The organism is Pedobacter sp. HMWF019, from assembly GCF_003061025.1.
Taxonomy (GTDB): Bacteria; Bacteroidota; Bacteroidia; order Sphingobacteriales; family Sphingobacteriaceae; genus Pedobacter.
Genome location: NZ_QAIL01000043.1, coordinates 32,929 through 46,801, shown reverse-complemented (window position 1 = coordinate 46,801; position 13,873 = coordinate 32,929). Strand labels below are relative to the sequence as shown.

Below are 13,873 nucleotides of genomic sequence, written 5' to 3'. Positions count from 1 at the left end.
GTATTAATAATTGTACCAGTTTATGAAAAAAAATTAAGGTATTATATTTGTTAAGCTACAGATAAAATATCAAGTTTAATTTAATGGACGTTCAATCATTCTTCATCAGGTACTTACTTTTTCCAATTATTTTTATTGTATCGACTGCGCTGCTCTCTATTGTCAATAAGAAGAATCAGTTTTTAAACAACAAAAAATTAATTGTTATTGTCCTGCTCACAGGCATTATACTAGCCTTACCCGGCCTGCTCGGCTTTCTAAGTTTCGACTTTATGCCATGGGGCTATATTATATGTCAAATCTATTATGTAGGTATAGGGTCTTTAGCGGTGTATCTGCTAACTAAATATTATCCTGAAGAATTACTGAGCAGAAAATTGTTCATTGTGATATCCATTCTGGTCAGCAGCTTACTCAGTTTTTACTTGTTCCAGCTTGCCTTCAACTGGCTGAGTGATATTAATTTTGGTGTGTGGGCCGCCACAAGCATTGCTACATTTATTGTTCCTTTGTTATTTTGGTGGGCATATGTAGCGCTCATCAGTATTCCAACAGAAATTTACAAGGTTTGGAAGTATCCGTCCAGTCCAATGAATATTGACATGGACCACCTGGACTTTGACCGCATGCTGGTGCTTGAACTTGAACTCTACAAAAACAGTAATGACCCGGAACCCCTTAAAGTTAAGGCCAAAGCACCGGAGAATATGGTTTTTGGTGCCTGGTTTTATAAATTCATTGAAGATTATAATATTAAATTCCCGAAAAATCCGGTGAGATATATCAGTGAAGACCATGAGGCCTATACCTGGATTTTCTTTATTAAAACTTCATTCTTCAAAAAGAACATATTCATAGACCCTGATCTCGACATTATTAAGAATGGTATTTCAGAGAAAATGACCATCTATGCTAAAAGGGTATCAGAAAATGCCTCCAGACCCGAAAAAATTGGAGACGAAGCCATTTTTATATAATTAAGAATCTATATATCTACTACTATGATTTCACCATTAAAATATAAACCGGTCAATTGGGTAGACGGCATGAAACTGTCCAGCAGTCATTTTGTAGCAACAGACCAGTTCAACCAGGATTTTGTAAGGGATGCTAACTCTGTATTTTTAACAGGTTTTAATTTTGGGCTGCTTGCACCATTTGTAGGACAGCAGAGTTCACATAACATTGAAATTCTGGAACGTGCTACCAATCATATTGAGGTGAAAGTACGGCATTGCAATGCCATTACGGCCGAAGGCTGCAGGATAGACATCTTTAACCAGCCAGAACTGGAAAAACAGCTCTCCTATAGTCATTATTTTAGTGCAGAAAATTCAGATTATTCAAAAACAGTACAGTACAATGTTTTATTGCTTGTCAACCCATTTGAGAGGGTTCCTTCAGGCAATCCAGATCCTCAGGACGCCCCTCCAAGGTACCCGGATATCGCAAAAGGATACAGTATTGTTATTTTGCCGGCATCAGAAATGGCGCCTAAAAACCTGGACAGCTACCATCTGACCATTGGACAACTTACACTCGAAAATGGACGGGTATCTATTAACACCAATTATATTCCCCCAAGCAGCAGTATGGTCAGTCACCCTACTCTGATTCGCTATTATGAACTGTTCAGCAGTCTGATTAATGAATTGCAATTGTCTGCTTTTAAAATTGTAGATAAAACAACAGGAAAGGAGGCCATTACCCCACTCGGTAAAAACATCCGTCTGTTGTCTGAAAAGCTCCTGGATTATATTGCCCAGATTTTCTTCAGCTACAGAAATCTTGGTTATCAGCAATCTCCAATCTATATTGCCGGCTATTTCTCCAATCTTGCTCATGCTTTCTTTACCGGGATCAAATTGATTGAATCTAAGGAAAGGGAAGAAATGCTGAAGTATTTCTATGAATGGAGAGATGTTACCCCAGGAAACTTTGAAGAATTACTGGCGCGCACGATTGAATTAGTGTATGATCATCAGAACATCTACTCCTCTATGTCTATGATTGAAGAGTTTTTAAAAGTTATGGTAGCTTTATGGAATAAACTGAGCATGCTGGAATACATTGGACAGCGCAAAGAAAATATCGTTGTTGCCGAGCAACAAGTAGTGCAGCAGGTGCAAACCAAGAGAAGCTGGACCTTACTAGATTAAATTCCGCTTCCTTCCCAAGCCAAATGTATTGCCGCGTGCTGAGCTTAATGTGGATATCACATTCAGTTCAGCACGCGGCAATACATTTTTGTATGCAAAATTTTTGATACCTTCCACACATTATTAAGTTTAATTGCACTTTTTTGAAATAACACTAAAAAATTAATAATTTATTAACACCAAAAGCTGCACTTTCGTCTCCCCGATTACTTACGATAAAACGGAAAAGACGATGATTAAAAAACTTCTACTACTAAGTACAGCAGCAATTCTATTTTCTGCCTGTTCTAAAAAAGCAATTGACGTGGCACCAACCGACCCGGTTGTTGAAGCCCCCAAACCTTATTCTATCTCAGAGGATTTTGAAAATGCCTCCAAAACAGCTTATGCCGCCGCCGATGTAAGCATGCCTACAGGAACCTGGAACTTAGATAATGCCCTTATTGGAACACTGGATGCAGACCTAAAAAATGGCAAAAAGAGTATCCGTATGAAAACAGGTAAGATTACTATGAAAGGTGATATCAGCGGACTAAAAATGCTTTATATCAGCCATGGGAAATATGGTAACGATCCCGTTTCTACCTGGAAGCTTTTTATTTCTGCTGATGGGGGGACTACTTTTACTCAGTTAGGAAACGATATGGTGGAAAACAACACGAAATTAGTTGTCGATTCCTTTAAGGTAACCCTGACCGGAAAAGTACGTTTCGAGATCAGAAATACAGGTTCCACAGATGCGGCACGTATTAACCTGGACGACATCACTTTCAAAGGCACAGGAGATCCTGGAATTGTTGCCGGTGGATCAGATACAGATCCTACAGAGCCATCAACTCCTGGAAACCCATCCGCAACAAGGGGTGTAACTGCTGGTGCTGACGCTCAACCTTCAACAGGTGACGATAGTAATATCTTGTTCGGAAACCCTTCCAATGCATCAGCAACTACTCCTGATAATTTCCTCCTTGACCAAAAATATTATACGGAATCTTACAGCAGTACCCGTTCAACACCAAATTGGGTAAGCTGGCATATTGATGCAAGCAGCATCACAGGCGTAGCCAAAAGACAAGATAACTTTGCTGGCTTTAATGGCCTTACTGCGGATATGTATGTTGTCCAAAGCAATAGCTATTCTGGCTCTGGGTTTGATCGTGGACACAACTGCCCTTCAGCAGACAGGACAAGTTCTACAGATGCCAACAGTGCGACCTTCTTGATGACCAATATGATTCCACAGGCTCCGCAAAACAATCAGCAAACCTGGGCTAACCTCGAAAATTATTTACGCACACAGGTAGTGAGTGGAAACGAGGTATACATCATCATGGGAAGTTATGGTACAGGTGGGGCTGGCAGCAATGGAAGCGCAAGTACCATCAACAATGGAAAAGTTACTGTCCCTTCAAATGTGTGGAAAGTGGCTGTAATTATTCCAGCAGGAAATGGAGATTTAAACCGTGTTTCTGGCAGTACAAGAGTTATCGCCGTAAACACACCAAATATCAACGCTATTGATAGCGATTGGAAAAAATATATTGTGACAGTTAGAGATATCGAAAAAGCAACGGGCTACAATCTGTTAAACAATCTTCCACAAAACATACAAGATGCCATAGAGACCAAAAAGGACTCCGGCAATTAATAGAATACGTCTCTTTTAAGGTAATTTTTTTGTACTGGCCTCCCCGAAAAGGAGGCCTTTTTTTTGTACCCCCCTTGTAAATATATTCCTTAAGTTTGCCTAATTCTAATCCATAGAACATTTGACAATGACTTATCAAGAAAAACTAACTGCAATACGTCAACAGATGAAGGCCGATGATGTTCAGGCCTATATTATTCCTTCGGCAGACCCTCATATGAGCGAATACTTGCCAAAACACTATAAATGTATTCCTTTTACCTCTGGCTTTCTAGGCTCTGCCGGCACATTAGTGATCACCGCTGATTTTGCCGGTTTGTGGACAGACGGGCGATATTTCGAACAAGCTGCTGAGCAATTGGAAGGCAGCGGTTTTGAACTGGTGAAACAAAAAGTACAACACGCACCAGAATATATTCAATGGCTTGGCGAAACTTTACCAAAAGGTGCCACTGTCGCATCAGATGAAAGGCTACTCTCTATCTTGTTAGGGGATCTTTTAAACCAAACACTTGCTATAAAAGGCATATCCATTGTTCATAAAGATTACCTGAATCCCATCTGGGAAGGTCGCCCTGACCTTCCGGCAGAACCTGCTTTTTTAATCGAAGAGCAACACATCGGCCAATCCGTAGCTTCAAAACTGACAGAGGTTAGATCTGCACTACAAAAGCAGCAAGCCGATTTCCACCTGATTTCTTCTTTGGATGATCTGGCCTGGTTATTCAATATCCGGGGAAAAGATGTAAGCTATAACCCAGTTGTGCTGAGCTTTGCGCTCATCAGTGAAAAAGAAGCTTTCTTGTTTATAGATCAGCATAAACTCAGTACTGCAGAAAAAGAACAATTACAGAGAAGTGGCGTTCAATTGCTGGCCTATACAGACATTGAAAAGCACTTATCCGATTTACCTGAAAACAGCAGTATCTTTATTGATCCAAAAAGAAATTGTTACGCCTTTACTAAGGTTATCCCTTCAAGTGTAAAGATCATTAAAGAGACCAATCCTTCCACTCTTCTTAAAGCCATTAAGAACGAAACAGAACTGGCCAATACCAGGACCGCTATGGTTAAAGATGGCGTAGCCATTACCCGTTTTCTGAAGTGGCTGACAGAGAATATCGGAAAAACAAAAATCACTGAACTTTCGGCAGCAGCAAAACTACGTGACTTCCGGGAAGAACAGGAAGGTTTTGTTGGCGATAGTTTTACCACCATCAGTGCTTACAGAGCGCACGGTGCTTTGCCTCACTATTCTGCAACTCCCGAAAGCGATGCAGAACTTAAACCCGAAAGTTTATATCTGGTAGATTCAGGTGGCCAGTACTTTTATGGAACGACCGACATTACCCGTACCATTTCTTTGGGAGAAAGCACCGAAGAAGAGAAAAAGGACTATACACTGGTCCTTAAGGGAATGATCGACGGCTGCAAATCGCGCTTTCCTAAGGGAACCTGTGGCTACCAGATCGATGCAATTACCCGTAAACCTATTTGGGAACATGGGATCAATTACGGCCATGGAACTGGTCATGGTGTGGGCTATTTCTTAAATGTACATGAAGGGCCTCAAGTCTTTAACCCAACGAATAACCCAGTAGCCATCGCGCCAGGCATGATTACGTCTATTGAACCAGGTATATACCGCCCTGGAAAACATGGCATTCGGATAGAAAATCTGGTGAACACCATTACTGATATAAGCAATGAATTTAATGAGTTTTACGCTTTTGAAGCCTTAACTATTGCCCCAATCAGCACAGCTATTGTTCAAAAAGATTTACTGGAGCAAACCCAGATCAACTGGCTGAATGAATACAATGCATTAGTATTCGAGAAAATAAGCCCTTTCTTAAACGAAGAAGAAAAAAGCTGGCTTGAAAAAGAAACCCGGAAGATCTAAGCAGGTAAGCTGATCTTACCCATTACCACTGAAGGCAGTCCAGGGCGGTTTCCAAAATCAAGCCGCCCTCCTGTTACACACTCGTTGGCCAAAAGACCAAATAAAACAGCCTCTTTTGCGTCCGGGTCTACTTCCAGCGCTTTGGTGTCCTTCAATTTTTTATTCAATTTCAGACTCAGTTTCTCTGCCAGCAAAGGATTGTGCATTCCACCCCCACTCAGGTAAATTTCGAAATCTTTTCTCCCTGCCATGGAATGCTCTATTGCGTCCACAATTCCTATAGCTGTAAATTCGCAAAGTGTTGCGAGAACATCTGTATTGGAAATGCCTTCCTGCCCGGATTGATGGATCGCATTTTTTAGATAATCCAGATTGAACAGTTCCGGACCGGTTGTTTTTGGAAAAGCCAATCCAAAGAAATCATTGTTCAGCAACTCCTTTAATAAAGCCTCATTCAATCTCCCTGCAGAAGCCAGAGCTGCATCTTCATCATATTGCTTACCCGGATAATGCACTTGTACGAACTGGTCCATCAGGGTATTTCCCGGGCCCACATCTGTAGAAAAAACAAGATCAGGCCGACGGCCTGAAGGCAGATAAGTAAAGTTGGCAATGCCTCCTATATTGAGCAGGATCCGATTCTCGTCTACACTTGAAAAGATCAGATAATCTCCATAAACAGCCAGCGGAGCACCTTCTCCCCCGGCGGCGATATGTTTTTGCCTGAAGTCACTCAAGGTAATGATTCCTGTTTTCACAGCAATATGATCTCCGTCGCCAATTTGTAGTGTTGCATTCGGATAATTTTCTTGCTGATGCTTAGAAAAAGGGGCATGATAAATGGTTTGTCCATGGCTGGCAATCAGATCTACTTCTGCAGCCGGAAAATTCCAGTCTCTGAGACAGTCTAAAATCAACTGAGCATGAAAGGTGCCGATATAGGCATTTAACAAGGTCACTTTTTCCAGATCTACCAGCGCCTTAAAAGAAATTGATTTCAGTTCCTCCTTAAAATCAGGAAGATAACTAATGGTTTTAAAATACAGAAGTTCTGTTTTGGTCGAAATGCCTGATCCTGTAAAACGACATAAAGCAACATCCAATCCGTCGAGAGAAGTCCCCGACATTAATCCAATGATTATTCTGGATGGTGCAGCAGAAAGTTCTGCCAATTTTTGTAGGTCTTTGTTCATAAGAATAATAGGTTATTCAACTCAAAATACAGCTTTATACAGCTTATCCGGATAGTCAAGTTTGGTACTTTTTCTATTTCCGTTGTACGTAATATGCATAATATTACTCTGATCATCAAAAAGATCATACATAAATGTATTCAGGATCTCCAGATCTTTTAACCCTTTAACAGGAACAGATTCAATATATAGAACAATTGCTTCATTATCTTTTTCAAATCCAAGATAATTCAACCCGATCAGCTTGCTACCGGTTTTCAACTGCAGGTGCTGGGTAGCATACTTTTTAACCAAACCATCCATTTCCACGTGTTTAGCCACAGAAGAAAGATCTGTATGAACCTTAAACACCTTGTTTAAAGCACTTTCCAAATCATCTGTAAACAATCTGCAGCTAATTTCGACGGTTGCTCCTTTAGTGGTATAATTCAACTCCATACTACTTAAATGCAAAGGATGTTTTTTTTCCAGTGGCTTTAAAGGCAAAAATCCCAGGATTAGGTAACAAATTAATAGCGTTTGGTTCAATATTATAGTCATAGGGCTTATCCTGTTTTCAGAATACAAAAAAACAGTTTAAATTTAAATTCGCATAAGTTTTACAAATGAAATCTACAAAAGCTTTATTCTCCATCTCCATGGCACTGGTTTGTTCTTCCGCCGTGTTCGCACAGAACATCAGGAATAATCCAGAAAGCAACCATGGCAATAAATTTGAACAATTAGGCACCATTTTGACCACACCGAATGAACAAAGAACGGCTAGCGGTGCCCCTGGCGTAAAATACTGGCAGCAAAAAGCAGATTATGACATCAAATGCAATCTTGATGAGAAAGAACTTAAGTTAAACGGCAGTGAAACCATCACCTATTCCAACAATTCGCCCGATGTATTGACCTATATCTGGCTGCAATTAGATGAGAATGAGCACAACAACCTCAATAACTCAGGATATCAAAACAGCAGCATGATGCCGCAAAGTACCACCACGCAGGCATTGGATAAATTTCAATACGATGGGAGCGACAATGGTTATGGAGTCAAGATCAGTAAGATTACGGATGCACAAGGAAAGGCTTTAAAATACACCATCAATAAGACCATGATGCGTGTAGAAATGCCAGCTCCTCTTGCTTCAGGTCAAAAATTTGTATTCAATGTAGACTGGAGTTATAAAATCGGTAACCGGATAGCCATGGGTGGCCGTGGTGGCTATGAGTACTTTCCTGAAGATGGAAATCATTTGTTTACCATGACCCAATGGTATCCCCGTTTATGCGTATACAGCGATTTTCAGGGCTGGCAAAATCACCAGTTTACCGGGCGAGGCGAATTTGCACTAACCTTTGGGAATTTTAAAGTACAAATTACGGCTCCTGCAGATCATATCCTTGGTGGTACCGGAGAATGCGTAAACTACGAAAAGGTATTATCACCGGCCCAGTTGTCTCGCTATAAACAATCTAAAACAGCTACTGAACCTATTGAGATCGTTACCCTTGAAGAAGCAAAACAAGCTGAAAAAAATAAAAGTACCCAAACCAAGACCTGGGTTTTTGAGGCAAAAGATGTGCGGGATTTTGCCTGGACTTCTTCCAGAAAATTCATCTGGGATGCCATGGCACAGCCTATAGAGGGAAAATCTGTGATGTGTATGAGTTTTTATGGCAAAGAAGCTTATGGTCTGTACCGCAAGTTTTCTACAAAAGCAGTAGCCCATACCATAAAAACTTATTCCCATTTTACCATCCCGTACCCATATCCGGTTGCTCAAAGCATAGAGGCAGCCAATGGTATGGAGTACCCAATGATCTGTTTCAATTATGGTCGTACTGAGAAGGACGGTACCTATACAGAAACGTCCAAAAATGGAATGCTGGGCGTTATCATACATGAGGTTGGCCATAATTTCTTTCCAATGATTGTGAATAGCGATGAACGTCAATGGACCTGGATGGACGAGGGTTTAAACTCCTTCGTGGAGTACCTTACAGAAGAACTTTGGGACAATAAGTTTCCAACCAAGAAAGGACCTGCTTACACGATTGTAGACTACATGAAATTACCAAAGAACGAACTGGAGCCGGTAATGACCAATTCCGAGAATATTGTTCGCTTCGGTCCCAATGCTTATTCAAAACCAGCAACGGCACTAAATATTCTAAGAGAAACGATCATGGGCAGAGAACTATTTGACTACGCTTTCAAAGAATACGCCAGACGATGGGCCTTTAAACACCCAACACCCGCAGACTTTTTCAGAACGATGGAAGATGCCAGCGGCGAGGACCTGGATTGGTTCTGGAGAGGCTGGTTCTATGGCACGGATGCTTGCGACATCTCCTTAGATTCCGTGAAATTTGCAAAAGCAGACGTCAATGCCACCATTCCCCCGCCAACCTCTTCTATGATCAAATTAGAACGGCCACTTGTCAATGCATTTGAAGATATTTCTAAAATCAGGAACAAGGAAGATAAATCCATCAGCTTCTCTACAGACAGGGATCTCAAAACAAGGGACTTTTACTGGAAATATGACAGAGGATTGGAGAAATATGACGATACGGAACGGAAACAGGTCAACACACCAGCCCTGGAACAATTAAACAATACAGACAAGTCTAAATATGCAGGAAAATTCTTCTATGAATTATCCTTTAGTAATAAAGGAGGTTTGGTGATGCCCGTTATTGTTGAATTCACCTACACCGATGGCACAAAAAGAATAGACAGAATTCCTGCACAGATTTGGCGCTTGAACGAAAACAATGCCTCCAAATTCTATGCGGAAGATAAAGAGGTTAAGGCCATAAAGCTCGATCCTATGCGGGAGACAGCAGACATTGACGAAAGTAACAATACCTGGGGCGGCCAGACGCAAGCCACTAAATTTCAACTGTTCAAACAAAAAGCGAATGCAGCGGCGGCCCGTGGGCAATCTACTGGGTTGAACCCGATGCAGGCCGCAGAAAAAAAATAAGGCGACCCTAGTTTCTACTCAGGCTCATCTCCATTTCGAGATGAGCCTTTTTAGTATCCTCTCTCTTCATCTTCACCGTCAAATGGGTAAAGAACTCCAGATAAGAATTCAGCAAAGGAAAAACATTATCTTTATGCAATTGGTTTATATTCGCCTCCGCAGAAAAGAAATAAGGTGTATTTCTTATCCCTTCCTTTAATTTGCTGTCTTTATTAGTGCTTAATTGCACTATCTGATCGTTGCTTTTATCGAATACCTGATACAAAGGGAACAATGATTTATTGAGCCTCTCCCCTTCAATAGCCTTTTGCTTTTTTAAGTAATTCAACAAACCATCTGTTTTTGCACTAAACGTCATCCGCATATCCGGGACCCTGATCTCCTTAAGTTCTTTTTGCTCCGTCTTTTCAAAATCGTCGTTATAGGCATAGGTAATCAGCGTATCTGTCTGTTTTATAGACTTATGCAGCACCAGATCTGCATATCCCTTATAATACTTCTTTAAACTGTCTGCCGAAAGTTCAATCCCACCAATCGTCCACAATTTATCCAGATGAAAATCCCCTGGTTTGGCATTCAACCATATTTTCACCAGTGCATCAGAATCAGTATCCAGGGCGGTACTCACATAAGGTTGTCCGGAAACATCAAGCCCCCCTAAAGGAACAGAACCTTCTAATGAAATGGCATTATCCTTCACTTTTCCGGATCCGGAAAATGCATCAAAAATATAAGCAAGGTGAGCTTTTATCTTCAGTAGGCTAACCAACCTCTGATCTCTTTCATCCAATAGATTTTTCTTATTTAATACATCCAGAAGAATAGATTTTGTCTGTTCCGCTTTTAAAGAATAGGAAAGAGTCATTTCCTGTTCATTATAAGCCACAGCTAATTTTCCATCTTCACTCGTACCGAAGACCTGTCCACCTGTTATATTTTCGAAAGCATGGATCTTTAGCGCCTTTTTAAGGTATAATTTAAGTGCTACAGTATCTGAGAGCTGTAATGAACAAAAAAAAGTTCCTGGAGCCTTAGAATGTACATTATAGATAAAAAGACGAGAAGGAATGGAAAATCCCTTCGGCAGGGTTGCCTCTTCCTTGTCCCAGGTAAGCACTTTTGGTGGGTTTCTCCAAAAATTTAAGGCATTACTCTCCAATATACCGTCCAGATCAATCTTTAAGATGAGCGCCGCCTGATTATGAATACGATTCTTAGAGGACTGGTACTTTCTATATTGCAAGAAGCCAAATATGATGATCAGCAGCAGCAAAACAACTGCTGCTAATCTGGTCCATATTTTTTTCATGAACTATTTTTTTGCTTCCTCTATTAAAGAGAAAAGATATTTCAAAGCATTCTGCTGACTGGACGGGATATCCATACTGATCTCTCCTGAAATTGCATTTCCTTCAATAGGGTCAGATTTCATATAAATATCTCCAATTGAAGTTAAGATTTTATTGGCCTTTTCTACTTTCGCTGTATTACCGAATTCTTCCGCAGGAATCTTCCCCGCAAGTTTCTTTGAACTGAAATAGGCAGCATAATTCGCATTGTTTAGCATCTTTTTATGTCGGGAGGATATTTTACCGACATAATGATCTCCTGCGATCTGTGCCATTTCATTTGCATTGGTTCCCAAAAAGATCATGTCATTTTTAAGCGTAAAAAAAAGTGCCAACGGACTCTTAGGGATAGACATTTCATAATAGCCCTGATCATTTTTTACAAAATTCTTTTTTACACCATAAGCGATCAGTTTATTGATCAGCCTATGGTCCTCCGAAGAGAACATCAGCAAGAAATCGGGCAAAGTCTCTTTCTTGGTTTTTGTCACCTCTTTAGTTTCAAAATTCTCCTCGTTATACTCATAAGACTTATAGGAAACTTCTTTTTGACTAAGACCGTTAAAAATAAACAGTCCGTCCCCCTTAACCACCTTACTCACCGCTTCTTCATCCAGCAAAAGAGAAAAAAGATCGCTGGCCATTTCGATCTCATCTCCATAGGTCGAGCCATAAAACCTAGAAATGATCTTTGGATAAGCCTCCAGATAAGCTTTAGTATCGGCTGCATAGGCCATATATCCAATAAGTTTATCTTCGTTTACATATTGGAGAAACTTTTTGTTCAGTTTTCTCTTATTCACCTTTTTAAAGACATCAGCCATGTCCTGATCAAAATGCATTGCAGTGCCGATCTTTATATTTTTTTCTTCCAGATAAAGTTTTGCCACAACACTTCCGTATCCCTTAAACATACTTTTACCATCAAAGTAACGGTTAGAGGGCATATACCCTCCAATTAATCTATCTAATCCGGCAATCCATACAGAGATTTCGGCATGCTGGTCTGTGCTGTTTACATAGTCCTTATTGTCCAGAATAGAGCCTGACTCTCCTTTAGTTATAAAATCATCTGCTTTTTGCTGCACACATCTAGCAATGACTGCTTTTTTTTTCGCTAACTGCTCGGAATAACTATTGTCTATTTCATAGGCCGGAGCTGCAGCCACGCTATCGGCCATTGCTACAGCTTCAGTAGGGTCTGTTTCCTCCTCTTTTATCTGAACCGGTTTTTTCCTTGCTGGTCTGGCTTTATGCTTTTTCGAATGTACTTTACCTTTTTTCTTTGCTCCAGATGTTTTTGTTTTGGTTGCTTTGGTTTTCCTCACTGCAGGTTCCTGTATTTCCCTGGTGTCATAAGCTGCTGCAACCGCAACCGTATCAACAATAGTGCTGTCAGCTGCCACCATAGCTGTATCAGTAATCCCTATGGAAGTTTGTGCGGCAGGGTAAAGATAAGTTGTCTTTCCCTCTCCTTTGACAAAATAGAGGATGTTTTCATTCCAGCGCGTTAGCTCTGTAGAATCCTGGTTATAATAGGTTCTCCAGCTTCCCGCAGTATTGAATTTTAATCCCGAACTGGTATAAAGTTCATCCAGCTTCCCGGCATTCTTTACCGGGGCCAGCAAGCAGTGGTAACTTACACTGTCATTGCCCTGATTGTAATAGTAAAAATCGGCCGATAAATTAAAACCAAGCTCTTCTACCTGGTTCACTTTATTTTTTGCAGATCTCGAAACTTTGTCCAGGATCTTTTTGCCAAGAAAGGTCTGATTAAATTCATTCGTAGACATTAACTCCAGCATATTCTTCCCTTTAAGGGTAGCTACCACGAGCGCATCTGAAGGTATTTTACGTTGCAGATCTTGTGCTTTGAGTCCGGTTACAAGAAAAATAACGCTGAGCGTCAACGTTAATTTAGTAAGAAAATTCATGATAATAAAGTTTTAAATAGGTAGGTGAGATTTATTTTGACAGCGTAATTTTATTGGAGATATTGGTTTTACCATTGATCAGCCCAAGCATTCCCGTTCGAACCATCACCGCCTTTTTACTTGCGGAGACTTTTGCCAGGGGGTTTGTACAAACAGAAACCGGCAACTCAAAACGATAGATACTCGTGTAGGTGGCCTCTTTAAATACATTTTTCACTTGAGGTTTTAGCTTATTATATTGAATAAGTGCTTCTTTATTGTGAGCATAATTTCGTTCAAAAACGTGAGTTACCGGGCTAAAACTATAAGAAGAACTGCTTATGGCGTTTACTTTTAGTTTTTTGAGTACATTCTGGCTGATGTTATTGATATTGGATATATTGTTAAAAGAGAAACTCACGCTCGCAACGAAATTCTCCAGGTCCAGTTTCCGGCTTACATTAGTAATTCCTTTTGAATTTTTCAGATAAGCAACCACTTCATCCATTTCTTTTTGGATCTTTTGTTTGGAAGGAACTTTGTAGCCATTCACACTATCCAAAAGCAGGATCGAAGCGACCTTGGTTTTACTCTGGCTGAGGTTTACAGTAAGGTTAACTGTACCCGTCCCATTATCAGACAGATTAATTTCTTCTACAATCTGGAAGCAAGAACTGCAACAGCAGGCCACAAGGATCAGAAACAGGTACAGATACCCCTTCATTTA

The 13,873-nt window shown here is 40.5% G+C and carries 10 protein-coding genes; 5 read left to right on the top strand and 5 right to left on the bottom strand.

Annotated elements, in window-relative coordinates:
- The first annotated feature begins 83 nt into the window (after positions 1-83).
- The 4 genes from DBR11_RS03310 (at position 84) to DBR11_RS03295 (ending at position 5,710) form a co-directional block, all read left to right on the top strand.
- Positions 84-977: a TssN family type VI secretion system protein gene (locus tag DBR11_RS03310; protein WP_108550196.1), complete on the top strand. Its 894-nt coding sequence runs from the start codon at positions 84-86 to the stop codon at positions 975-977.
- Between the two features lie 24 nt (positions 978-1,001).
- Positions 1,002-2,159: a hypothetical protein gene (locus DBR11_RS03305; protein ID WP_108550195.1), complete on the top strand. Its 1,158-nt coding sequence runs from the start codon at positions 1,002-1,004 to the stop codon at positions 2,157-2,159.
- Between the two features lie 232 nt (positions 2,160-2,391).
- Positions 2,392-3,807 carry a DNA/RNA non-specific endonuclease gene (locus tag DBR11_RS03300; protein WP_108550194.1) on the top strand — a complete coding sequence of 472 codons (1,416 nt, stop codon included), beginning with the start codon at positions 2,392-2,394 and terminating at the stop codon, positions 3,805-3,807.
- 127 nt (positions 3,808-3,934) lie between these two features.
- Positions 3,935-5,710 (top strand): aminopeptidase P family protein, encoded by a 1,776-nt coding sequence (locus tag DBR11_RS03295; RefSeq protein ID WP_108550193.1) that lies wholly within the window; start codon positions 3,935-3,937, stop codon positions 5,708-5,710.
- Here DBR11_RS03295 and DBR11_RS03290 read toward each other — a convergent pair.
- The gene (locus DBR11_RS03290; RefSeq protein WP_108550192.1) at positions 5,707-6,903 is read right to left on the bottom strand and encodes an anhydro-N-acetylmuramic acid kinase; all 1,197 of its coding nucleotides are present in this window, start codon (positions 6,901-6,903) and stop codon (positions 5,707-5,709) included. The two genes, DBR11_RS03295 and DBR11_RS03290, sit on opposite strands and share 4 nt — an antisense overlap.
- A 21-nt stretch (positions 6,904-6,924) precedes the next feature.
- The gene (locus DBR11_RS03285; protein WP_108550191.1) at positions 6,925-7,443 is read right to left on the bottom strand and encodes a DUF6702 family protein; all 519 of its coding nucleotides are present in this window, start codon (positions 7,441-7,443) and stop codon (positions 6,925-6,927) included.
- Between the two features lie 65 nt (positions 7,444-7,508).
- Between DBR11_RS03285 and DBR11_RS03280 the strand changes: the two genes are divergently transcribed.
- Positions 7,509-9,884, top strand: a complete 2,376-nt coding sequence (locus tag DBR11_RS03280; protein ID WP_108550190.1) for a M1 family metallopeptidase — start codon at positions 7,509-7,511, stop codon at positions 9,882-9,884.
- A 7-nt stretch (positions 9,885-9,891) separates the two neighbouring features.
- Here DBR11_RS03280 and DBR11_RS03275 read toward each other — a convergent pair whose 3' ends face one another.
- Genes DBR11_RS03275 through DBR11_RS03265 form a run of 3 tightly spaced genes read right to left on the bottom strand, consistent with a single transcriptional unit; the run spans position 9,892 to position 13,870 of the window.
- Positions 9,892-11,193: a hypothetical protein gene (locus DBR11_RS03275; RefSeq protein WP_108550189.1), complete on the bottom strand. Its 1,302-nt coding sequence runs from the start codon at positions 11,191-11,193 to the stop codon at positions 9,892-9,894.
- A gap of 3 nt (positions 11,194-11,196) precedes the next feature.
- The gene (locus DBR11_RS03270; RefSeq protein ID WP_108550188.1) at positions 11,197-13,167 is read right to left on the bottom strand and encodes a hypothetical protein; all 1,971 of its coding nucleotides are present in this window, start codon (positions 13,165-13,167) and stop codon (positions 11,197-11,199) included.
- A gap of 31 nt (positions 13,168-13,198) precedes the next feature.
- Entirely contained in the window at positions 13,199-13,870 is a 672-nt protein-coding gene (locus DBR11_RS03265) for a hypothetical protein (protein ID WP_108550187.1), read from the bottom strand.
- Positions 13,871-13,873 lie beyond the last annotated feature (3 nt).